Below are 24,674 nucleotides of genomic sequence, written 5' to 3'. Positions count from 1 at the left end.
GAAGCTACACCGTATCTGATCTCACTACCATCCCACACCTTAAGGAGTGGGCTTTCCCGTTCGTGAAAATCTGTAAGTTCCTTTACCATTTTCTATAAGCACAAGGACATGCGTAGCATTCGAAGCCGTACCTTTTAGGTTTAAGGATTGAAACTAAACAAAAAAATTAGAAAATAGTAAACTTAGAAATAACAAAAGGGGGCCTGCGGCCCCCTCTACTTTTTTCATTTAGTTGCTTTCACATTAATTGTTACTCTTCGTTTTTTCATTAAAGCACGTATACATCCAGTGTTCTCATTCATACTGTCAGTAAACATAGCAACAATTTTTTCGAAAAGAACCTTACAATTAGACAGCTTTAGTAGATTTTGACTCATCAGCTTCGTGATTTTTGTATTCCTCTTCCCAAAAATCAGCACCTTCAATACCTAACTTGCTAGGGTTAAATACTGGATCCTTACCTGCTCTTTTCTGAGTTTCATAATCTTTAAGTACTCTTAACGCTGGTTTCGTCAACAGTAATATTGCTATTATATTTAACCATGCCATACTACCAACACCAACATCACCTAAGCCCCAAGCTAAATCTGCAGTTTTTACACTTCCATAAAAGACAACAAATAACAGCGCAACTTTTAATAAATATTCAGACCAAACCCGTCGCACTTTACGGTTAAGATATGCTAGGTTTGTTTCAGCCATATAGTAGTATGCCATAATTGTTGTAAAAGCGAAGAAGAGAAGTGAAATCGAAACAAACGGTGCTCCGAAGCCAGGTATTTGTGATTCTATTGCTTGTTGTGTATATACTGGTCCTGGTTCTACATCTGCTAAATTATTGACAATCGGCGCTTCCCCTTCTGGTGTAACATTATACATACCAGTAATAATAATCATAAATGCCGTTGCTGAGCATACAAACAACGTGTCTATGTATACTGAGAACGCCTGAACAAGTCCTTGTTTTGCAGGGTGTGAAACTTCAGCTGCTGCTGCTGCATGAGGTCCCGTACCTTGACCAGCCTCATTAGAGTAAATACCTCGTTTGACTCCCCATGCAATAGCTGCACCTAAAATACCACCAAAAGTAGCATCTGTCCCAAAAGCACTGCTAAAGATAAGACTAAACACTTCAGGAACCTGTGAGATGTTTGTAATTAAGATGTACATAGAAACTAAAATATATCCTATAGCCATAAATGGTACAACTACTTGAGCAACATGGACAATACGTTTAATTCCACCGAAAATAATTAACGCTAGGAATACAACTAAAAACACACCTGTAATCGTAGGGTTTATCCCAAATGCATTGTCCATTCCTGCCGCTATACTGTTAGCTTGTACACCTGGTAAAAGCATTCCAGTTGCAATAACAGTAACAAGCGCAAATAAAATTGCGTACCATTTTATTTTAAGACCTTTTTCGATATAGAACGCTGGTCCACCACGATATTCACCATCTTGTTTCGTTTTAAAAACTTGCCCCAAGGATGATTCTACGAAAGCGGAGCCAGCACCTAAAAAGGCAATTAGCCACATCCAGAACACTGCTCCAGGCCCTCCATATGCTATCGCAGAAGCAACACCAGCAATATTCCCGGTACCTACGCGCCCAGATAAAGATAGTGCTAACGCTTGGAAGGATGATACTCCTGATTTGGAGCTTTTTCCCTCAAACATTAATTTAATCATTTCTTTAAAGTATCTGACTTGAACAAATCTCGTAGCAATCGTAAAGAATAAGCCTGCTCCTAAACATAAATAAATCAGATAATTACTCCAAATATGATCATTTAGCCATCCTACAACACTTGTCATTACATTTTATCCCCCTTGTTTTTTAGTTTAGTAGAATAATAATAAAGTTTTATTCAAAAATCTTTTCTATGAAGATTTTTATAACTAAGTAGTGTATTAGTATGATTATTCATAATTCTCAGTTTATCAAAAACAATAGGGATATTTATTCATATAATAACATTATTATTCAAATTGTAAGAAGTGTCAAATAAAAGAAAATTTTGACTATTATTAGATATTCATCCATGTTTCGTCTTGAGGATTTTCACTCCATTTCAACAGTTTCGAAATATCTTCTTGAGTTATATACCCGTTCTTAGCAGCTACTTCAGTTAAAGCCGCAAAATCTGTTAACGAATAAGCTCTTACATTAGCTTCATCTAATTTTTGCTGACCTGCAAGTAGTCCATACGTAAAAATTGAAGCGATTCCTAACACATTACAGCCTTCTGCTCTAAGTGCCTCAACAACTGTTAACGCGCTTCCTCCAGTAGAGATTAAATCTTCAACCACGACAACATTTTGGCCTTCAGACACGACACCTTCTATTTGGTTTCCTTTCCCATGGCCTTTGGCCTTACCTCGAACGTAGCACATAGGTAGATTCATTCTTTCACTTACCAAAGCAGCATGTGCAATGCCGCCTGTAGCTGCACCAGCTATGACATCTGTTTCAGGGAAATGTTCTTTAATTAATTCTACTAAGCCGTCCGCTATATCTGTTCGAACACGAGGATAAGATAACGTTAAGCGATTATCACAGTAGATCGGTGATTTCATTCCTGAAGACCATGTAAAAGGGTTATTTGGTTGTAAAAAAACCGCTTTAATTTCTAATAAATGTTCAGCTATTTTTGCTTTCATATGGAGGCTCCTTCCCATCCTGCTTTCATTTTTTTATATGCTGCTATCGGATCTTGCGCTTTCGTAATACTTCTCCCGACGACTATAGCGGTGGAACCTAACTGGCGAGCCTTTTCTGGAGTTGCAATACGGACTTGATCGTCTTGATTGTCTGTTAATTGACGAATGCCTGGTGTTACAGTAGCAAACCCTTTTCCTAGTTCTTTCTGAATCATCGGTACTTCTAGTGTTGAACAAACAATACCATCTAACCCACTTTGTTTTGCGTTACTTGCATAATGAAGCACAACATTATCAAGTGAATGATCAATAAGTAGTTGCTCACTTAACATTTGTTGTGAGGTGCTGGTCAGTTGTGTAACAGCAATACAACTCGGACGATCATTTCCAGAAGGCGTACCCGCTTCAAGACCTTCCATCGCCGCTTCCATCATTTGCTTCCCACCAGCAGCATGAACATTGATAATATCGACACCTAATCGTGCGATTCCTTTCATGGCAGACTTTACTGTATTAGGAATATCATGTAGTTTTAAATCTAAAAAGATGTTGTGACCGGCATTTTTTAACTGTGCAACAATTTGAGGACCTTCCTGATAGAAAAGTTCCATACCTACCTTGAGATAAAGGTTTTCACCATGAAAATTCGCTAAAAATTGATTTACTTGCTCCTGTTCTGCAAAATCAAGAGCAATGATTAATGGTCTTTTCACGCTCTTTCCAGCTCCTTCCTATACAGTCTGATATATGATCAATACCAAGCTTATCAAGTAATAATGGCAGTTCTTCAATGATATTTGGACATACGAATGGATCCACGAAATTTGCTGTTCCTACAGCGACAGCACTTGCACCTGCATATAAATATTCAATAACGTCCTCAGCTGTTTGCACTCCTCCCATCCCAATGATTGGTATGGAGACCTTTTGACTCACTTCGTAAATCATTCTAATTGCAACAGGTTTAATCGCTGGCCCAGACAACCCACCTGTACGATTCGCTAAAATTGGCTTAGCCGTTCTTAGGTCAAGACGCATCCCTAAAAGTGTATTAATCATCGTTAAGCCATCAGCTCCGGCTTCTTCAACTGCTGTTGCCATATCAACGATATTCGCTACATTCGGTGAAAGCTTCACATATACTGGCACAGTAGATACTTCTTTTACTTGTTTTGTTAAATCATGCGCAACCTCAGGTATTGTTCCAAATGCTATGCCACCAGTTTTCACATTTGGGCAAGAAATATTCAGTTCCAGCGCATGAACATTTTTCGCTTTAGATATCTCTTGAGCAACTTCAACATAGTCTTCGACTTGTGAACCTGCTACATTCGCAATAATTGGGACATCATATTGTTCCAACCATGGTAATTCCTCAGCTAACACTTTTTCAAGCCCTGGATTCTGTAAGCCTATGGCATTTAACATGCCTGCTGAAGTTTCAGCGACACGTGGAGTAGAATTACCAAAGCGTGGCTCGAGTGTAGTTGCTTTAATCATTATTGCTCCAAGGTTACTTAAATCATATAGATTTGCATATTCCTTACCAAAGCCAAAGCAACCGGAAGCTGGCATAATTGGATTTTTCAACTTCAGTCCTGGTAACTCTATGTTAAGTCGATTCATAATACCACCTCTCCAACCTTAAACACTGGACCATCGCTACAAACCTTCTTGTACGATGTACCTTCAGGATCTTCTTGTGTATGACAAACGCATGCAAAACATGCACCGATCCCACAGCCCATACGTTCTTCAAGAGAAATAAAGGCCTTTTTATCTTGATAGCGGTCTTCTATCACTTTTAACATTGGGGTAGGACCACATGAGAAAAGAACATCAAAAGATAATTGATATTGATCGATTACATCAGTCACAAAACCTTTTATACCTAACGATCCATCTACAGTTGCAATATGTGTTGAGCCAAGCTCTGAAAACTGCTGTTCATAAAAAGCTACCTGTTTATCTTGAAAACCTAAAACATGTATAACCTTCACACCTTTTGCAACGAGTTGCTTTGAAAGCTCATATAATGGTGGAACTCCGATACCGCCACCTACTAATAGAGCTGTGTTTCCTCGTTTAGTTTCGTTAATTGGGAAACCATTGCCCAATGGCCCTAATACATTGACTGTCCCATTGTTTATTCTAGAAAGGACTCGTGTGCCGAGTCCTTCCTTACGATAAATCATTGTAAATTGGCTATTCTTTTTATCCACATTCGCAATACTAATTGGACGACGTAGCAAAGGCTCTGCCCCTTCTGAAACTTTAATATGCACGAACTGTCCTGGCTCTCCCATTTGTGTTACCAGGTCACCTTGTAATACCAATTCAAAAATATCTTGTGCAATTTCTCTTTGAGAAACTACCTGCATGTCCTCTTGCATTATCATGAATGTGTCACCTCTTTAGCTTGCTCAAATTGAGGCATCGCTTCTGCTGAAAATGTCATCGACTCGAGAACACGTAATATTGCTTGTGCTGTATCAAGACTTGTCAAGCATGGTACATTATTTTCAACTGATTCCCTTCTAATTCTAAAACCGTCTCGAGCAGGCTGCTTACCTTTCGTTAATGTGTTAATGACAAACTGGGCTTTTCCTTGTCTAATAACATCAAGCAAATTAGGTTTATCTGTTCCGATTTTGTTAACGACAGTCACAGGAATATTTTCTTTTGCTAGAAAATCAGCAGTACCACTTGTCGCTAATACTTGATAACCTATACGGTGAAATCTTTTAGCGATCATTAAAGCTTCTTCTTTATCTTTATCTGCTACAGTTAGAAGGACCGAACCAAATTGTTGGACTCTCATACCAGCTGCAACAAGCCCTTTATACAAAGCTTTTTCTAATGTATTGTCTTTACCCATTACTTCTCCAGTTGACTTCATTTCTGGTCCTAATGTAATATCAACGCGACGTAATTTCGCAAACGAAAAGACTGGTACTTTTACAAATACCCCTTTGCTTTCCTCATGTAAACCAGTTGAATAACCAAGCTGTTCTAGTTTCGCACCTAGTATTACTTTTGTTGCGATATTAGCCATAGGCACACCTGTGATTTTACTTAAAAACGGTACCGTACGACTTGATCGTGGATTTACTTCTATGACGTATACATCTTGCTTATACACGATAAATTGGATATTCAGTAGCCCGACGATGTTTAAACCTTTAGCCAGTGACGTTGTATAATCAACTATTTTCTGTTTTACATCAGACGATAATGTTTGTGGTGGATACACAGCGATCGAGTCACCTGAGTGTACACCAGCTCGTTCAATATGTTCCATAATGCCAGGAATGTATACACTTTCCCCATCAGAAATCGCGTCAACCTCTATTTCTTTACCAATCATATACCTATCAATTAGTACTGGATGCTGTGGATTTACTTTGACAGCATTTTTCATGTAATGAAGCAGCTCTTCCTTTTTATATACAATTTCCATTGCTCTTCCACCTAAAACGTAAGATGGACGAACAAGTACTGGATAACCGATTCTGTCAGCTACTTGTACAGCTTCCTCTACAGAAGTAGCCGTTTTTCCTTTAGGTTGTGGTATACCTAACTGTGTTATTGTATGTTCAAACTTATCTCGATCTTCAGCGCGATCCAAGTCTTCTAGTGATGTTCCTAAAATTTTCACTCCACGTTTTGCTAGTTCATTCGCTAAATTAATCGCTGTTTGTCCGCCAAACTGGACAACAACACCGATAGGCTTCTCTAAGTCAATAATATGCATGACATCTTCAATCGTTAACGGTTCGAAATAGAGCTTATCTGATACACTAAAATCTGTTGAAACCGTTTCTGGGTTGTTATTAATTATGATTGATTCATATCCTGCCTCTTTAATAGCCCAAACTGAATGAACTGTTGCGTAGTCAAATTCCACACCTTGTCCGATACGTATAGGACCAGAACCTAAAACAACCACGCTCTCTTTCTCAGAAACAATTGATTCATTTTCTTCCTCATATGTTCCATAATAATACGGTGTTGTAGATTCAAATTCTGCAGCGCATGTATCAACCATTTTATATACAGGAATGATGTTCGACTGTTTTCTAAATTCATATACTTGATGTTCTGTTTGATTCCATAGTTTAGCGATTGTTATGTCTGCAAAGCCAAGTTCTTTTGATTCATGTAACACGTCTTTATCACCAATGTTATTCTGCAGAACAGTTTCAAAACGAACGATATTTTGAAATTTTTGCAGGAAAAATAAGTCAATTGCACTCCATTCATGGAGCTGCTCAATTGTAATACCACGACGGAGTGCCTCTCCTACATAAAATAACCGCTCATCGCCAGCCTTACGGATGCGTTTTTCAATCATTGCATCACTATGAGCACTTGCTTCATCTAGCTCTAGATGAAATACACCAGCTTCTAGTGAACGAACAGCTTTTAAGATCGATTCTTCAAAGTTTCTACCGATTGCCATTACTTCCCCAGTAGCTTTCATTTGTGTGCCAAGATGACGATTCGCTGATTCAAATTTATCGAATGGCCATCTAGGAATCTTTGAAACGACATAATCTAATGCAGGTTCAAAACAAGCATATGTTTTTCCAGTAACAGGGTTAATCATTTCATCTAATGTTAGTCCAACTGCAATTTTTGCAGCTAGCTTTGCTATCGGATAGCCAGTTGCTTTTGATGCCAGTGCTGATGAGCGACTTACACGAGGGTTTACCTCGATGATAAAATAGTCAAAGCTGTGTGGGTCTAAAGCGAGCTGAACATTACATCCACCTTCAATTTTTAATGCTCGAATAATTTTTAAAGAAGTATTCCTTAACAATTGATACTCACGATCACTAAGTGTTTGGCTTGGTGCTACAACAATGGAGTCACCAGTATGGATGCCAACTGGGTCGATATTTTCCATATTACATACTACAATGGCATTATCATTAGAATCACGCATCACTTCATATTCGATTTCTTTAAAGCCTGCAATACTTCTTTCCACTAAACATTGATTAACTGGACTCATCTTTATTCCGCTTGATACGATTTCATGGAGCTCTTCCTCGTTATGACAAATACCTCCACCAGTGCCACCTAACGTATATGCTGGTCTAACGATGATTGGATAACCTACTTCTTCAACAAAACTTCGTGCCTCTTCAAGCGTATGAATAATTTCACTTTGTGGTACAGGCTCATTTAATTCATTCATTAAATTACGAAACAGTTCACGATCTTCTGCTTTTTCAATTGCATCAAGCTTTGTACCTAATATCTCAACATTGCATTCATCTAACACACCTGATTTTGAGAGCTCAACAGCTAAGTTTAAACCAGTTTGTCCCCCTAATGTTGGTACTAATGCATCAGGCCTTTCTTTACGAATAATTCTGCTTACAAATTCAGTAGTAAGTGGTTCAATATAAACTTTATCTGCTATTTCTGTGTCGGTCATGATTGTAGCTGGATTAGAATTAACTAGAATAACACGGTACCCTTCTTCTTTTAACGCTAGACAAGCTTGTGTCCCCGCATAATCGAATTCTGCTGCTTGTCCAATAATGATCGGTCCTGATCCAATTACTAAAATCGTCTCAATGTCTACACGTTTTGGCATACTTTTTCTCCCTCTCTCTTGTATGTTTCAATTAGGCTCATAAATTCATCGAATAAACCGTTAGCATCTTCTGGACCCGGTGAAGCTTCAGGGTGATATTGAACTGTAAAAGCTGGATAATCTTGATGAGCTAAGCCTTCTATTGTTCCATCATTTAAAGCGATGTGAGTAACATTTAATTTTGTATTTGAAATTGACTGTTCATTTACTGTATATCCATGGTTTTGTGAAGTAATATCTACTTTTCCAGTTTCAAGATTTTTAACTGGATGATTCGATCCACGATGACCAAACTTCATTTTTTCTGTGCTTGCTCCACAAGCTAGAGCAAATAATTGATGCCCTAAACAAATTCCAAATAGCGGTACTTTGCCGATAATGCCGTTAATCATATCGATTGCTTCAGGTACATCCATCGGGTCTCCTGGTCCATTACTTAACATGACACCATCAGGGCTAAGTCTTAATATCTCTTCAGCTGTAACATTATATGGAACGACAATTACATCACAATTACGATTGTTTAATTCTCGTAAAATCCCATGTTTCATCCCATAATCCACTAATACGACCTTATAACCACGGCCTGGGCTAGGGTATGGACTTTTCGTTGATACCTTCTGTACTTGATTTGTAGGAAGTGTAGTTGAAGATAAACGCTTGATCATTTCAGCTACATCAACGTCCATGGAGCAAATAGCACCTTTTAAAGCTCCATGATGACGAATAATTCTCGTTAGTTTCCTAGTATCTATTCCTGCTATCCCTGGAATGTTTTGCTCTTTAAAAAATTCATTTATTGTATATTGATTTCTCCAGTTAGAAGGGTGTTCACTAAATTCTTTCACAATGAACCCGTTTATCGCAGGAGTAATTGACTCAAAATCATCTCGATTTATGCCATAATTTCCGATTAAAGGGTAAGTCAAAGTTACGATTTGGCCACAATATGATGGATCTGAAAGTATCTCTTGATATCCTGTCATACCTGTATTAAAAACTACCTCACCAACCGTATCTTTCTCACTACCAAATGCTCTTCCAACAAACACTGTTCCATCTTCTAAAATTAATTGTCGTTTCATATAAGAATTCATCCCTTCTGCCATACAATTTTTCCGTTAACTAATGTCATTACAGGCCAACCTTTACAAGTCCATTCAGCAAATGGCGTATTTTTCCCTTTTGAAGCAAATGTTTCAGGGTCAATTGTTTGTTCCAATTCAAGATCTATAATTGTTAAATCTGCATGGGATCCTACTTGTAAGCTTCCAAACGGAAGATTAAACACTTCTGCTGGCTTTTTAGTTAAATAATTTATTAGCTCCTCTAAGGTAATAATGCCTTTTTCAACAAAATGTGTATAAAGAAGCGGAAACGCTGTTTCTAGACCTACAATTCCAAATGGTGCAAGCTCCATTCCTTCTGATTTTTCTTCTGCAGTGTGAGGAGCATGATCTGTAGCAATAAAATCTATTGTCCCATCTAACAATCCTTCAATTAATGCTTCTTTATCAGCCTTTGATCTAAGTGGTGGGTTCATTTTATAATTTGAATCTAGCCCTGGGATATCGTCATCTGTTAACAGTAGATGATGTGGAGTCACTTCGGCTGTAACATTAATTCCAGCGCGTTTCGCATCTCTAACTACTCTTACTGATTCCTTTGTACTAATATGACAAACGTGATAATGACAATTCGCTGCCTCTGCTAATAGTACGTCTCTCGCAATATGAACTGATTCACATACTGACGGAATGCCATTCAAGTGATGTTTTGCTGAAAAATCTCCTTCGTGCACAGCACCTTTATTAATCAACGTATTTTCCTCACAATGCGCAACGATCGACATATTTAAATCGGCTGCCCTTTTCATTGCCTCAAGCATTTTATGTGCTGATTGCACGCCTACTCCGTCATCTGTGAAGGCAAATGCGCCTGCCTCTTTTAGCTGTTCAAAATCCGTTAGCTCCTCTCCAAGCTGACGAGTTGTTATAGCTGCGTACGGTAAGACACGGACATGTGCTGTTTCTTCGATTCGTTTTTGGAGCCAATTCATTTGATCTTTCGTATCAGGAACAGGACGGGTATTAGGCATCGCTGCAATCGTCGTAAACCCACCTTTAGCTGCTGCTAATGAACCTGTCTCAATTGTTTCTTTATGTTCACCACCAGGCTCACGCAAATGTACATGTAAGTCAACAAATCCTGGTGATATGACCTTACCCTTAACATCAATCACCTGTGTATTTGTCGTATCAATACCCTCGCCAATTTCCACGATTTTCCCATCTTCAATTTTTAAATTTATCGATTCTAATGCCCCATTTTCGTTGAACCACTTACCATTAGTTAGTACAATACTCATTTGTTAATCCCCCTTGTACAGATTGTAATGCTCTTTGAATAACAGCCATACGAATATATACACCATTTTCCATTTGCTTAAAGATTCTAGATCGACCACATTCCACTAATTCACTAGCTATTTCCACTCCACGGTTCACTGGGGCTGGATGTAAAATAATACTATGTGCTTGCATTTGCTTTTCTCTCTCAATTGTTAATCCGTAAGATTCATGATAGCTTTGTGAAGCATGATCATTTCCTTCTTGATGACGTTCATGTTGAATACGTAATAGCATCAATACATCACTTGTCTGTACCGCCTCATCTATGTCAACATACTTACCAAATTGATTCGTTTCATCTCGCCATTCATCTGGTGCAGAGAACATCACATGAGCTCCAAGTCTTGTTAATACTTCAGAGTTAGAACGTGCTACACGACTATGACGAATATCGCCAACGATCGCAACCTTCAACCCTTTAAATGTTCCAAACTCCTCTTTAATCGTGTATAAATCAAGCAATGATTGTGTTGGATGATGACCACATCCATCACCTGCATTAATGATAGGGATGCTGATTTGTTCACGTAATTCATCATAATATTGGTCTTCTTCGTGTCTAATGACAACCGCATTTGCTCCGATTGCTTGTAACGTTCTCACAGTATCGTATAAGCTTTCGCCTTTTTGGACACTTGTGTTTGACGCATCGAAATTTAACACATGCGCTCCAAGCTTTTTCTCTGCTACTTCAAAGCTAAACTTCGTTCTTGTGCTAGGTTCGTAAAACAAATTAGCAATAAATTTGTTCTGCGCAATATCAGTCCATTCACCACTAGAAAACCGATGCGCATCTTGCAATATCATTTCAATATCATTCGTTGATAGCTGATTCATCGCGAGTAAATGTTTCATATTATGATCCCCTTTTTGGTTTTTAGTGTTACATTTATTTAAGAAAAAACACCCTACAAATTTGTGTAGGGTGTTTGAAAGACATTTCAGCGTTATGATACGATCATGATTCATTTTGCGTATCAAATACACTTATTACCTTACACCCTTACTAGTCTCACAGGACTTATTTAAAAGGTTTAGCCGCTTATTTGTTGCTTATCTACCGATAATCCAAACATTTCATTAGTACCATAACTAGACTCTTTGCCAGGTAGTATAAGATGAAGTATAACACCACAAATTGCTGCTAATGCCATACCAGCAATTTGCAACTGATCTGTAACTTGAACAAAAGCTCCACCAACACCGATGACTATAATAACTGACGAAATGATTAAGTTTCTTGTATTTCCTAAATCAACTTTATTATCTATTAACATACGTAAGCCTGATGATGCAATAATTCCAAATAATAATATTGATACACCGCCCATGACAGGAGATGGAATTGAACCAATTAATGCTGTTATTTTACCGATAAATCCAAAACATATTGCAAACACGGCTGCGCCTCCGATAACAAATACACTGAACACTTTCGTAATTGCTAAGACACCTATATTTTCTCCGTAAGTAGTATTAGGAGGCCCCCCTAATGTTGCTGCAATCATTGTTGCAATACCATCACCTAAGATTGAGCGATGGAGCCCAGGTTTTTCTATAAAATTCCGCCCTACAACTTTACTTAAGACCATCTGATCACCGATATGCTCTGCAATTGTTACTATAGCGACTGGAACCATGATAAGAGCAATTTCCCAGTCTAAGCTTGGTGTATAGTTTACAAATGGAATATAGAAATCTGGCACTTCGAAGAGCTTTGCTTCACGAATCGGAGTGAGATCAACAATGCCCATAAAAAATGCATATGTGTACCCGCCAACAATACCTATTAAAAGGGGAATGAGTCCAAAGAAGCCTTTTAAAAACACTGAACAAATAATTGTTAATGCGAGTGTCACTATAGCCACTGAGAAATACGTTGGATTGTAAATTAACTCTTTTGATGGTGCACCTGCATTTTCATACATTGCCATTCCAACAGCAACATTCGCTAAGCCTAGACCTATTACAATGATCACAGGACCTACAACTACAGGTGGTAAGATGCGCATAATCCACTTCAAACCAAAACCTTTAATAAGTAAAGCTACAATCCCATAGACGACACCTGCTAAAAAACTTCCTAACATTGCAGCCTGTGGACCTCCGGCTGTTTTTGCTAAAATAATAGGTACAATAAATGCGAATGAGGAGCCTAAATATGCAGGTATTTGACCTCTAGTTATTAATAAGTAGGCTAGAGTTCCGAGACCACTTGAAACAAGTGCTACTCCAGGACTTAAATCGACTAAAAAGGGAACTAGTATTGTAGCTCCAAACATTGCAAATAAGTGTTGGATACTAAATATAATCCATTTACTTAAGGGTGGGACTTCATGTACATTAAGAGTTACATCCTTTTGCTTCATCTCCAACTTTGTCTCCTCCTCTGTAAAACACTCACTAGAAAAATCCATATAAAAACCCTCTTTGTTTTATATACAAAGAGGGTGTGCAAACTACTCAAGTATCCACATACTTGAGGTTGTACCCTCTTAGTTATCTCACAGGATAACCTTTAAAAGGGGATTAAATTTCATAAATACCTACTTGATCAACTTGATCAACTTCTTCTAATTTAACAACTATTTTTTCGGCATTAGAAGTTGGAATGTTTTTACCTACAAAATCTGCTCTTATCGGTAGCTCTCTATGGCCTCGATCAACTAAGACTGCCAATTGTATTTGAGCTGGCCTACCTACATCGATTAACGCGTCCATTGCTGCACGAACTGTGCGTCCAGTAAACAACACATCATCGACTAATATTACCTTTTTATTTGTAATATCTATCGGTAAATGAGAACCTTTCACAAGCGGTTCTTTATTCGATGTCGTGTTTGTTAGATCATCTCTATATAATGTGATGTCTAGTTCACCTATTGCGATTTTGTCTCCTTCGATTTGCTCAATCTTTTCTGCCAACCTATTAACAAGATATATACCCCGAGTTTTAATTCCAACGAGGACACAATCCTTGATACCTTTGTTCTTTTCAATAATCTCATGTGCAATACGAGTTAGTGCTCTGCGAATAGCTTGATTATCCAATACTACAGCTTTTTGCATCGTTATCACCTCTGATTATAAATGGTGGTCAACAGCATAAAAAAATCCTCACACCTGTGGCGAGAGGATTCATAATTGTAGTGCTACTACAATTATTCTTAAATATAATTCCGTATCCTTCTCAGCCTCACGGGACTGGGTTAAAGATCTAGTATGCAACTACATTTAGAATATATTAACGGTTAGGTAATGTCAATATTATTTTTTAATCTCATTTAATACTGTGACAAATTCTGAAGGCAAAGGAGCTTCAAATTCCATATATTTATTCGTTCTAGGATGATCAAAACCTAGAATTGCCGCATGAAGTACTTGTCCATTTGTTTTTAATGTTTTCTTTGGACCATATTTTGGGTCTCCAACTAGAGGGTAGCCAATATATTTCATATGAACACGAATCTGGTGTGTTCTTCCTGTTTCAAGTTGGCATTCAATTAGAGTGTAATTATTAAATCTTTCAAGTACTTTAAAGTGCGTAACTGCATCTTTTGAATGCTCGTCAGTTACTGTCATACTTTGGCGATCACGTTTATCTCGTCCAATTGGTGCATCAATCGTTCCCTTATCATGAGGAATAACACCATGAACGATCGCCTTGTATTTACGTGTGACAGTTTTATTTACTAACTGATTGACTAATGATTCATGGGCTACATCATTTTTGGCTACCATTAAAAGCCCTGATGTATCTTTATCAATTCTATGAACAATTCCTGGCCTTAGCACCCCGTTAATACCAGACAAATCTGTACAATGTGCTAAAAGTCCATTTACTAATGTACCTTCCATATGTCCTGGTGCAGGGTGAACAACCATTCCACTATCCTTATTAACTACGATTACATCTGCATCCTCATAGTAAATATCTAATTCCATATCCTGTGGAATCACATCTAGTTCTTCAGCTGCTGGTACAATTATTTTCACAGCGTCCTCTATATTACATTTATAATTAGGTTTAACATTCTTGTCATTAACCGTAATATTTCCAGCTTTAATCCATTGCTGTACTTGAGAACGAGACCATTCATTTTCATGCTCTGAAATTACTTTGTCAAGCCTTTCGTTACGCTGTTCATTTGTTACAATTAACTCAATAACATCCATTAATTTTTCTCCTTCTCTCGTCCATCTAGTAGTGTATGGATAATTACCAGTATGACTCCAACAACTAATGCAGCATCTGCAATATTAAAGATTGGGTAATCATAACTAAAAATATTCGTAAAATTAATAAAATCAACAACTTCTTTTCTAAACAGACGGTCAATAAAATTACCGACGGCTCCTCCAAGCATTAATGCTAGTGCAACACGTATCAACACCTGTGTTTGAGGGAGTTTTTTCATATAATAAATAATACCAATGATGACAATCGTTGTGACAATATAAAAGAACCAAAGCTGTCCTTCCAATATACCCCAAGCCGCTCCTCTATTACGATGTGAAGTTATGTATAAAAAATTTTCTATAACTGGTAGATGATCACCATACTCCATTTTTGTAACAATCATCCACTTTGTTACTTGATCCATTAAAATAACGATTAATGCTAAGATATAATAATACACAGAAGTACCTCCATGAAATATAATGTACTTCTGCATTTTAGCATATTGTCTTGAAAAGAAACAACGAATTCATAATAATATATTCACCAATAATGCTATTGTTAAAATAATACGGTAATATTTTAATGTATATAATTGTTTGGATAATTTACTTCATCAATTGTTCTAACAGTCGGGAAGATTCGCAGTTTGTCTAGGGGGATTCTTTTACCTGTTGATTCGCATAAGCCATAAAGGCCTAAATCAATTTTCGCTAATGCTCTATTTACATCATCTAGGTCTTCTTTGACATAATGAATAATCTCCATATGTTTCTCATCATTTAATGTACATTCGTCATCTTTATCTACTTGCCCTAACCTTGTTTCTAGTTCCAACTTTGCAAGCTCTAATTCTGCTTTTATCTCTGCTGTTTGTTCATACATACATAAACCTCCTAAGATACGAAGCAGTTGTTATTGATGACAATAGTATATGCTTATTTACAACATATCCTGTAAACTACATTTTTCCATTACATTAACGGACAACAAAGAAAACCTTAGCAGATAAAACACTGCTAAGGTTGTTCATTTATTCAGTATAATGTTCCTTAACTACTGTTGCGCACCTCGAGCATATCGTTGGATGATCTTTATCCTCACCTACTGTTTGTGAAACAACCCAACAGCGTTCACACGTCTCTCCTTCAGCTGGTGATACAACAATTGCAGTCTGATCAAATTTTTGTGCATTCGCAGGTGCATCTTCTAGCATTCCTGCAATGTTAAATCCTGAAACGATAAATAGTTGCTTCACATCTTCTTCAATGGCATTTAAGAGATGTTTAGTATCATCAGTAGTATATAATGCAATATGAGCATTTAATGATTTACCTATCACTTTTTCATTCCGAGCCACTTCTAATGCCTTTAACACATCGTCACGAAGAGACATAAATGCATCCCATTTCTCTTCAATTTGTGTAGCATTTTGTAATTCCATTGCTTCAGGCATGTCGACTAACTGCACACTTTGCTCTGATACTGTATTAATATGCGACCATACCTCGTCTGCTGTATGAGGTAGTATAGGTGCTACAAGCTTCGTAAGTGCTAATAAAGACTCATACATGACTGTTTGAATTGCACGACGGTTCATATCATTTGGTGCATCAATGTATAAAATATCCTTAGCAAAATCTAAATAGAATGAACTTAAATCAATCGTACAAAAATTATGAACATCGTGGAAAATACTCGCAAATTCATATGTTTCATAAGATTTCTTTACTTTGTTAATGATTTTATTGAGTTTAATGAGCATATATCGATCAACTTCTCTTAAATCTTCATATGCCACTGTGTCTTTAGTTGGTTCAAAATCGAATAAATTCCCTAATAAGAAGCGGAATGTATTACGAATTTTGCGATATACTTCAGCTACTTGCTTTAATATAGCATCTGAGATGCGAACGTCTGATTGATAATCAACTGAAGCTACCCATAAGCGTAAAATATCGCCACCTAATTGTTTCATTACTTTCTCTGGAACGACAACATTCCCGATAGACTTACTCATTTTTCTACCTTCTCCATCAAGCACAAAGCCGTGGCTCAATACACCTTTATATGGAGCATGTCCAGTAACCGCAACAGATGTAGATAAGGAAGAATTAAACCAACCGCGATATTGGTCAGACCCTTCTAAATACAAATCTGCTGGACGTTGTAGGTCGTCTCTTTCGAGAAGAACGGCTTGATGAGAAGATCCTGAATCAAACCATACATCCATAATGTCTTGTTCCTTTGAAAACTTTCCATTTGGACTAGAAGGATGTGAAAAGCCTTCTGGGAGCAAGCCTTTTGCATCTTGTTCAAACCAAATATTTGAGCCGTGCTCTCTAAATAGGTCAGATACATGATTAATCGTTTCATCTGTAATAATAGGCTCTCCGTTCTCCCCATAGAACACAGGAATAGGTACACCCCAGGCACGTTGTCTAGAAATACACCAATCCCCACGATCTCTCACCATGTTATGCAAGCGGGTTTCGCCCCATTCCGGTACCCATTTTGTTTCTTTTACTGAGTTAAGTAAATCTTCTCGTATTTTATCTATTGAAGCAAACCATTGCGCTGTCGCTCTAAATATTGTAGGCTTTTTAGTTCTCCAGTCATGTGGATACGAATGCGTGATAAAATTAAGTTTGAGTAGAGCTCCAACTTCCTCTAATTTCTCAGTAATTGGCTTATTCGCTTGATCATAGAACAACCCTTCAAAGCCTGGTGCCTCAGTAGTCATATAACCCATTTCATTTACAGGGCAAAGCACATCTAAACCGTATTTTTTTCCTACGATAAAGTCATCTTCCCCATGACCAGGTGCAGTATGGACACATCCAATACCTGCATCTGTCGTTACATGATCTCCTAACATGACAAGACTATCACGCTCATAAAACGGATGTGCAGCAACGACATTCTCTAAAAGATGTCCTTTTATGGATTTTACTGTTGTCGTATTCTCCCAGCCAATTTCATTTTGTACAACTTCTAGTAAATCAGTTGCAATAACAAATTTTTGTCCATCTGCTTGAACAATACTATAATCAAGATCAGGATGAACAGTTATGCCAAGATTTGCAGGAAGAGTCCAAGGTGTCGTGGTCCAAATAATTATTTTTTCATCACCTTGGAGTACCCCTTTCCCATCTTTCACTTCAAATGCTACATAAATAGAAGGTGATCTTTTATCTTTATATTCAATCTCAGCTTCTGCAAGAGCTGATTCACTTGATGGTGACCAATTGACAGGTTTTAAGCCTTTATAAATTAGGCCCTTTTTAGCCATTTCGCCAAATACTTTAATTTGTTGTGCTTCATAAGCAGGCTCTAATGTAATATACGGATTTTCCCAATCCCCACGAACACCTAAGCGTTTAAATTGCTCGCGTTGATTATTGATTTGTTTATACGCATATTCTTCACAAAGCTTACGAAATTCAGCAATACTCATTTCCTTACGTTTTATTTTTTTATTTTTTGTTAGTGCGGTTTCTATAGGTAAACCATGTGTATCCCAACCTGGTACATATGGCGCATTATAACCGCTCATTGATTTGTAGCGTACGATAAAATCTTTTAATATTTTGTTTAAAGCATGCCCCATATGAATATCACCATTTGCATATGGAGGGCCGTCATGTAGAACATATAATGGTCTATCTTTTGTCCGTTCTTGAACCATTTCATATATATGTTGCTCGTCCCATTGCTGTTGAATTTGTGGCTCTCGATTCGGAAGATTTCCACGCATTGGAAAGCTTGTTTTCGGCATAAGTAATGTATCTTTATACTCCATTTTCCATTCCTCCAAAACTAACATAAAATAATTATCAAAAAGCTGTTTTCCATATGTAACTGTTTTTCGCTATAAAAGCATACAACTAGCATTCGTTGTGACACCTTGTGTTCTTTAGTATGCACAATACATTACATAGATGGCTTTTTTATTAAGAAGCTGTTTCCACATTTATTGTTGCTTTTTGTAATAAGAGCTATAGTGAATATAACTAACGTAAATGATACCTTTTCTTCTCTTCAGACTATAAAAATCATATCATCCACATTAGTTAATCAAATTTAAGTAACAATAGGCAACAAAGCTAACGAAAAAAGCCTTATAATAACACCAAGTAACGGATCAGAGCCTAAAAAAAGACCTTCTCATCCCTAAATAGGGACGAGAAGGTCTCCCGCGGTACCACCCTTGTAGACTGTTACTTGTTATAATACAAAAAACAATTAGTCCGCTTTCTATTCGTAACGTGAATAAACGCCATTGCTTACTTTATAATTTCAGCTAGGAACTCAAGGGTGATGTTCATTCCTTTTGTTTATATCGAGCTTCCACCGTCCTCGATTCGCTTTTTATAATAAACTCGTTAAAGAATTACTGTCCCTATCATCGTCTACATTTAAAGTTATGACACATATTTAGAAATTATATGCTATCGTGCTTCAGTTAGTCAAGTCCAGTTTTCCTATTTCACAACCGATTGTGGATCTTCTTCATACTCCATTAAGCTATCCCAATCGTTATGTTGAAGCATATCAAGTTGAGCTTCTATGAGCATTTTAAAACGATTTCTAAATACTTTTGATTGCTTCTTCAATTCCTCTATTTCCAAGGTAATCTTACGAGATTTAGAAAGTGATTCATTAATTATTCTGTCAGCATTCTTTTCAGCTTCCTTAATAATTAACTTTGCTTCCTTTTCAGCATTTCTTTTAACTTCCTCTGCTGTCTCTTGAGCAATAATGATTGATTTATTAAGTGTTTCTTCAATACTTGTAAAATGGTTTATTCTCTCAGTTAAATCTGTAACCTTGTCTTCTAACTCTTTTTTTTGTCTAATTACAATTTCATAATCTTTAATAACCTGATCTAAAAATTCATTTACTTCATCTTCATCATAACCTCGGAATCCTTTACTAAATTCCTTATTATGAATATCTAATGGTGTTAAAGGCACATGTGCCACCTCCACAAAATCGTATGTATGTTTTATGACGAAAAACTCTTGTTATACACTACGTAAATGTTTTTTTAAGTTATTCGACATATTATTAATAATTCCTGCTCTTATCGCAATTTATTTTTGTATTCCCACAACAATTCGCCATTTTTCTTTTTTTGTCTTACCTCCAATTGACAAAAGCTTCCCTCTACCAACTCCACGTACAGAGATGATATCCCCTTCTTTACATTCAAATGAAGTTTGCTCGATCATTTTCCAATTCATGCGAACAAGACCATTTTTAATAAGCTGTTGAGCTTTTTGTCTAGAAATTGAGAATATTGTTGCGATCATAATATCTAGCCGAAGTGAGGATGCAGTGACTACATTTTCTCTCCACAATTCCTTACGGTTTACTATGCTTGAAAAATTAATTCTTTTAACTGAGACTTTACTCTTACCAACTGATTGGAGATTCAACTGTATATAGTTTTCGACCTCTTCTGCGACGATGAATTGAACTACACGATCCTGTATCATTACATCACCAAATTTAGCTCTTCTCATCCCTAGCCCCATTAGCGAACCTAACATTTGTGGATGTTCAATCGTTACAAATTTTTCAGGGTATCCAAGTTCAAAAATAGCAAGCTTGAAGTCATCATTACTAGGAACATAATAATCAGGATAGATAAGCGCTCTCTTTCTTTCGGTCCACTCAGCACCACCAAATAATTGCACGTGAACATCTTGATTCTCGCCTACAATAGATTTCGTAATTTCTTGTTCTCTAGGGTCTAAAAAGTCTGTAAGTTTATAGCTATACGTATTTTGAACTGTATTCTTCCAATCTATCACCTGATCTATAAAATTGTGCTCCTCTTTGCGAAAATGTTGGTAAATATTCATGTGCAACTCAGTCCTTATCTTGCGTAAGAAAAAGGAATCTAAGAAAGATTCCTTACATCTATACTGCTATATTAAAGTAAAAAAGAGCTAAATAAAAATTGCAAACCATAACTTGCATACCGCAATACAAGAATTGCAACGATTGGTGATATATCAATCATACCAAGAGGTGGGATTATTTTTCTAAATGGTTCTAAATAAGGTTCACAAATAGAAGTTAAAACTTGACCGATACTTGTTTCTTTTGCATTTGGAAACCAAGACATTAATATGTAAATAAAAAGAGCATAAAAATATATATCTACTGCAAATAAAATAATACTAAGTAATAGTTCCATATAAGTTTACCACCTCTGTCCTAAAGAGTCTTCATCAATTGACAACTCAGAAATTGTTCCAGAAACATCAACATTGTCAGGCGTACATAGAAAAATATTAGATCCTACCTTTTGTATATCCCCACCGAGAGCATACACTGTCCCACTTAAAAAATCAACAATTCTTTTTGCTTGGTCATGCTGGTTTCGTTGTAAATTTACTACAACAGAACGTCTATTTTTTAATTGATCAGCTATATCTTGAACTTCACTATACGCTCTTGGTTCAATTAATACGACTTTAGAAGATTTTTGTACGCTTTGTAAACTCACAATATTTTGTTTCTGATTAGCTTTTGGCTGTTTCGATACGTCTATTTCATCATCATGCTCATATTCTTCTTGCTCATCAACATAATCATATTCATCTTCAAGTGCAAAAAAGTTCTTAAACTTTGACATTATGCTCATATTGACACTCCCCTCTCACCTCGTGAACTAGCCTTTTAGACGATAATCCATATAAGCTTCCAAAATCAAACCTTTTGCTAAATACAAAAGTACTCCTCACTGTGCTCTTAATCACTGCTCATTGCCAACTAAAGAAGAACCTATACGTAAATATGTTGCCCCTTCTTCGATCGCAATTTCGTAATCATTTGACATACCCATTGATAGATCTAAACAAGGTGCATATGCTAAGGAAAGAGCTTGTACTTGTTGTTGAAGTTCTTTTAATTTATTAAAGCACAAACGAATGATTGAAACATCATCTGTATGTGGTGCCATTGTCATCAGTCCTACGATAGAAACATTTGGAAAATCTTTTATTTTTTCAATAAATGGTAATACTTCATCGGGAGACATACCATGTTTTGAGCCCTCGCCTGAAGTGTTCACCTGGATGAAACATTTAATTGGCTTCGTAGCGCGCTTTTGAATTTCTTCAGCTAACGAAAGTCTGTCTAAAGAATGGATGTAGTCAACCTTATTAATAATATTCTTTACCTTTCTCGTTTGTAACGTCCCAATAAAATGCCAGGTAACCTTTGCTCCAATTTGTTCCCATTTATCGTTGAAACCTTGATCTCTGTTCTCACCAAAATGAGTAATTCCTGCTTGTATGGCTTCTTCGACCCGTTCAACAGTTACATATTTCGTCACCGCTATGATATTAATATCATTCCTGTCACGATTAACTTTTGCAGACGCTTCGGTTATTTTTTCTTCAATAATAGCTAAATTTACCTCAACAGACAATCTGACATTATACCTCCTTCATACCAATAAAGCTCATCATTCTACCAGTCTTACCATTGTCCCGTCTGTAAGAATAAAATAACTCTTCTTGACAACTCGTACAATAAGTTGAAACTTCAATATTGTCAACTAGTATACCAGCTTCAACCAATAATTGTTGGTTTAATTGTTTTAAATCTAAACTATATTCTCCATTACCAATAAAAGTATAAGGAAGGAGATCATGATTTTGTAAGATAGCATCTACTTGCTTAATTACACGTTCATCCACTTTATAGCAGCAACTTCCTATTGAAGGTCCAATAGCAACATAAATGTCATTTCTTTTAACTTCTTCATTTTCAGTCCATTGCTGTACCATCTTTCCAACAATATTTTTCACTGAACCTTTCCATCCCGCATGTGCCACGCCTATTATATCCTTATTGTTAGCCCGAAAATAAATAGGGACACAATCTGCATAGCATAATGTTAACAATATACCGGCATCAGTAGTATATAAGCCGTCTGTACCATCTATAGATGTAGAATAGGAGTAGATGCCTTTCCCTATATCCTTCTTTGTTACTTTAGTTATGGTATGATCATGAATTTGTTCAGCACATACCCAGTTTTCAATAGGGAAATTAATTAGTTTTGCTACCGCCTCTCTATTTTTTACCACCGTATCAGGTTTATCATTAACATGTAAACCTGTATTTAACGTCTCATACGGATATTTACTATATCCACCATTTTTCGTTGTAAACCCGGCTACTACTTTAGAATTAAAAACATGCCATGGTAAATAAAGAATTTCTTCATGTTCGATTTGTTGAAAAGGTTCGTACATAACAGTCAGTCCTCACTATGAGCCTCATTACTTTTGTTTATTTTAACACAAATTGTAGTATTTCGTTAGTTTTGTTTTCACAACGTTTTACATATTTTGTATTCTTACTCTATCAGCTTAGCTGCTTCGTGTGATTGATATCTAACTAAAATAACATCCTTACCAACTTTCACAATATTTGCCCACGGTATTACTACTTCTTCCTCTCGTCCAAAAAACCCTAAAACTTTGCCATTAGCAAAAATAACAATTGACTCTATTTCTCCTGTATTTAAATTTATATCGATATCACCAATATGGCCTAAATTTGTACCATCAGCTACATTAACTACACTTTTTGCTTGAAATTCAGAGATTTTTACCATAAAAAACTCTCCCCTGTCTTCTTATTCTGGCATTCCACAAAAATTAACATCCCTTAATAGTCAATATATGTGTAAACTACTATAGTTCATGAGCAATTTTTTGTTGAACAATTAGATGACATCAAAATGTGGAATTTTTTTCATACGCTTTTGTTAATAAATTTGAAGAGTTAGGGCCTGTTCTCCGACAATAGAGATTTAAAGAAGAAGGATGCTACTACCGCTCGTAGTTTTTTGAGAGCTTATTAATTCTAAAAAGAGAAAAAATGCCACGAACGTATGATATATACGTGTTCAACTCCTATTACGAAAAGCAACCTTACGTAAAAAAGAGCTGTTCATTATTGAACAGCCCTTTGACATCAGCTTTGAATATTCTTATTCATTTGCTTTATTGCTGCTTTTTCTAATCTCGATACTTGTGCTTGAGAAATTCCAATTTCCTCAGCAACCTCCATTTGAGTTTTACCTTGAAAAAAACGTTTCCTTAAAATGAGCTTTTCTCGGTCATTTAATCTTCGCATACCTTCCTTTAAAGCTATTTCTTCAATCCATTGTGAATCTTTATTTTTTTCATCACTTAGCTGATCCATTACAAAGATTGGATCCCCTCCATCATTATAAATTGGTTCAAATAATGATACTGGGTCTTGTATTGCATCAAGAGCAAACACTATTTCCTCATAAGGAACTTCTAACACTTTGGATATTTCCTCTGCTGTAGGCTCTTTCGATGTCTTCCCCATTAATTCTTCCCTTACTTGTAACGCTTTATATGCAATATCGCGTAATGAACGTGAAACTCTAATTGGATTATTATCACGTAAATATCTCCGAATTTCACCTATGATCATCGGCACAGCATATGTGGAAAATTTAACGTTTTGACCTAAATCAAAGTTGTCGATGGACTTCATTAACCCGATGCAACCAACCTGGAATAGGTCGTCTACATATTCTCCTCTATTGTTGAATCTTTGAATAACACTTAATACAAGTCGCAAGTTCCCATTAACTAATTTTTCACGAGCTTGTATGTCCCCACTTTGCATTAAACGGAATAGTTCTCTCATCTCTACATTTTTTAGTACTGGAAGCTTTGACGTATCAACGCCACAAATTTCAACTTTATTTCTAGTCAATTCTTTCCCCCCTAACAGGAGT

The 24,674-nt window shown here is 36.6% G+C and carries 23 protein-coding genes and 1 other annotated feature; all 23 genes read right to left on the bottom strand.

The features are described from left to right. Positions 1 to 348 precede the first annotated feature (348 nt). Positions 349 to 1,821 carry an alanine/glycine:cation symporter family protein gene (locus JM172_RS15510; RefSeq protein ID WP_214483277.1) on the bottom strand — a complete coding sequence of 491 codons (1,473 nt, stop codon included), beginning with the start codon at positions 1,819 to 1,821 and terminating at the stop codon, positions 349 to 351. A gap of 213 nt (positions 1,822 to 2,034) precedes the next feature. Beyond that, positions 2,035 to 2,667: an orotate phosphoribosyltransferase gene (gene pyrE, locus JM172_RS15505; protein WP_214483276.1), complete on the bottom strand. Its 633-nt coding sequence runs from the start codon at positions 2,665 to 2,667 to the stop codon at positions 2,035 to 2,037. Next, positions 2,664 to 3,380 carry an orotidine-5'-phosphate decarboxylase gene (gene pyrF / locus JM172_RS15500; RefSeq protein ID WP_214483275.1) on the bottom strand — a complete coding sequence of 239 codons (717 nt, stop codon included), beginning with the start codon at positions 3,378 to 3,380 and terminating at the stop codon, positions 2,664 to 2,666. The genes pyrE and pyrF overlap by 4 nt, the downstream gene beginning before the upstream one ends. Further along, a complete protein-coding gene (locus JM172_RS15495) occupies positions 3,352 to 4,293 on the bottom strand; it encodes a dihydroorotate dehydrogenase (RefSeq protein ID WP_214483274.1) in 942 nt (313 codons plus the stop codon). Before JM172_RS15495 ends, pyrF begins: the two co-directional genes overlap by 29 nt. Beyond that, positions 4,290 to 5,066 (bottom strand): dihydroorotate dehydrogenase electron transfer subunit, encoded by a 777-nt coding sequence (locus tag JM172_RS15490; protein ID WP_214483273.1) that lies wholly within the window; start codon positions 5,064 to 5,066, stop codon positions 4,290 to 4,292. Before JM172_RS15490 ends, JM172_RS15495 begins: the two co-directional genes overlap by 4 nt. Continuing rightward, a complete protein-coding gene (gene carB, locus JM172_RS15485) occupies positions 5,063 to 8,275 on the bottom strand; it encodes a carbamoyl-phosphate synthase large subunit (protein ID WP_214483272.1) in 3,213 nt (1,070 codons plus the stop codon). Before carB ends, JM172_RS15490 begins: the two co-directional genes overlap by 4 nt. Beyond that, a complete protein-coding gene (locus tag JM172_RS15480) occupies positions 8,260 to 9,360 on the bottom strand; it encodes a carbamoyl phosphate synthase small subunit (protein WP_214483271.1) in 1,101 nt (366 codons plus the stop codon). The genes carB and JM172_RS15480 overlap by 16 nt, the downstream gene beginning before the upstream one ends. Positions 9,361 to 9,368: 8 nt before the next feature. Next, the gene (locus tag JM172_RS15475; RefSeq protein ID WP_214483270.1) at positions 9,369 to 10,643 is read right to left on the bottom strand and encodes a dihydroorotase; all 1,275 of its coding nucleotides are present in this window, start codon (positions 10,641 to 10,643) and stop codon (positions 9,369 to 9,371) included. Continuing rightward, a complete protein-coding gene (locus JM172_RS15470) occupies positions 10,624 to 11,541 on the bottom strand; it encodes an aspartate carbamoyltransferase catalytic subunit (protein ID WP_214483269.1) in 918 nt (305 codons plus the stop codon). The genes JM172_RS15475 and JM172_RS15470 overlap by 20 nt, the downstream gene beginning before the upstream one ends. Before the next feature lie 179 nt (positions 11,542 to 11,720). Next, entirely contained in the window at positions 11,721 to 13,055 is a 1,335-nt protein-coding gene (locus JM172_RS15465) for a solute carrier family 23 protein (RefSeq protein ID WP_214483284.1), read from the bottom strand. A 160-nt stretch (positions 13,056 to 13,215) separates the two neighbouring features. Continuing rightward, positions 13,216 to 13,755 (bottom strand): bifunctional pyr operon transcriptional regulator/uracil phosphoribosyltransferase PyrR, encoded by a 540-nt coding sequence (pyrR, locus tag JM172_RS15460; protein WP_214483268.1) that lies wholly within the window; start codon positions 13,753 to 13,755, stop codon positions 13,216 to 13,218. Positions 13,756 to 13,953: 198 nt separating this feature from the next. Further along, complete coding sequence (locus JM172_RS15455) at positions 13,954 to 14,862, bottom strand: RluA family pseudouridine synthase (protein WP_214483267.1); 909 nt, start codon at positions 14,860 to 14,862, stop codon at positions 13,954 to 13,956. Next, positions 14,862 to 15,326, bottom strand: a complete 465-nt coding sequence (gene lspA / locus JM172_RS15450) for a signal peptidase II (RefSeq protein ID WP_214483266.1) — start codon at positions 15,324 to 15,326, stop codon at positions 14,862 to 14,864. Before lspA ends, JM172_RS15455 begins: the two co-directional genes overlap by 1 nt. Before the next feature lie 122 nt (positions 15,327 to 15,448). After that, on the bottom strand, positions 15,449 to 15,751 hold the full coding sequence (locus JM172_RS15445) for a TraR/DksA family transcriptional regulator (protein WP_214483265.1): 303 nt from the start codon (positions 15,749 to 15,751) through the stop codon (positions 15,449 to 15,451). A 148-nt stretch (positions 15,752 to 15,899) separates the two neighbouring features. Further along, positions 15,900 to 18,668, bottom strand: coding sequence for an isoleucine--tRNA ligase (ileS, locus tag JM172_RS15440; protein WP_214483264.1), 2,769 nt, complete (start codon positions 18,666 to 18,668; stop codon positions 15,900 to 15,902). A 374-nt stretch (positions 18,669 to 19,042) separates the two neighbouring features. Next, positions 19,043 to 19,284, bottom strand: a binding site (T-box leader). 66 nt (positions 19,285 to 19,350) lie between these two features. Then, entirely contained in the window at positions 19,351 to 19,842 is a 492-nt protein-coding gene (locus tag JM172_RS15435; RefSeq protein WP_214483263.1) for a DivIVA domain-containing protein, read from the bottom strand. Between the two features lie 120 nt (positions 19,843 to 19,962). After that, positions 19,963 to 20,736 (bottom strand): YlmH family RNA-binding protein, encoded by a 774-nt coding sequence (locus JM172_RS15430; protein ID WP_214483262.1) that lies wholly within the window; start codon positions 20,734 to 20,736, stop codon positions 19,963 to 19,965. 71 nt (positions 20,737 to 20,807) lie between these two features. Further along, positions 20,808 to 21,074 carry a YggT family protein gene (locus tag JM172_RS15425; protein WP_214483261.1) on the bottom strand — a complete coding sequence of 89 codons (267 nt, stop codon included), beginning with the start codon at positions 21,072 to 21,074 and terminating at the stop codon, positions 20,808 to 20,810. 6 nt (positions 21,075 to 21,080) lie between these two features. Beyond that, on the bottom strand, positions 21,081 to 21,524 hold the full coding sequence (locus JM172_RS15420; protein WP_214483260.1) for a cell division protein SepF: 444 nt from the start codon (positions 21,522 to 21,524) through the stop codon (positions 21,081 to 21,083). A gap of 111 nt (positions 21,525 to 21,635) precedes the next feature. Next, the gene (locus JM172_RS15415) at positions 21,636 to 22,313 is read right to left on the bottom strand and encodes a YggS family pyridoxal phosphate-dependent enzyme (protein WP_214483259.1); all 678 of its coding nucleotides are present in this window, start codon (positions 22,311 to 22,313) and stop codon (positions 21,636 to 21,638) included. 7 nt (positions 22,314 to 22,320) lie between these two features. Then, positions 22,321 to 23,145 (bottom strand): peptidoglycan editing factor PgeF, encoded by an 825-nt coding sequence (pgeF, locus tag JM172_RS15410; protein ID WP_214483258.1) that lies wholly within the window; start codon positions 23,143 to 23,145, stop codon positions 22,321 to 22,323. 104 nt (positions 23,146 to 23,249) lie between these two features. Continuing rightward, positions 23,250 to 23,510 carry a YlmC/YmxH family sporulation protein gene (locus tag JM172_RS15405; RefSeq protein ID WP_214483257.1) on the bottom strand — a complete coding sequence of 87 codons (261 nt, stop codon included), beginning with the start codon at positions 23,508 to 23,510 and terminating at the stop codon, positions 23,250 to 23,252. A gap of 362 nt (positions 23,511 to 23,872) precedes the next feature. Next, positions 23,873 to 24,652 (bottom strand): RNA polymerase sporulation sigma factor SigG, encoded by a 780-nt coding sequence (gene sigG, locus JM172_RS15400; RefSeq protein ID WP_214483256.1) that lies wholly within the window; start codon positions 24,650 to 24,652, stop codon positions 23,873 to 23,875. Between the last annotated feature and the right edge of the window lie 22 nt (positions 24,653 to 24,674).

The sequence above is a fragment of the Bacillus sp. SM2101 genome, assembly GCF_018588585.1.
GTDB classification, from domain to species: Bacteria; Bacillota; Bacilli; order Bacillales; family SM2101; genus Nanhaiella; species Nanhaiella sioensis.
This window is presented reverse-complemented; position numbering and strand designations above follow the sequence as displayed.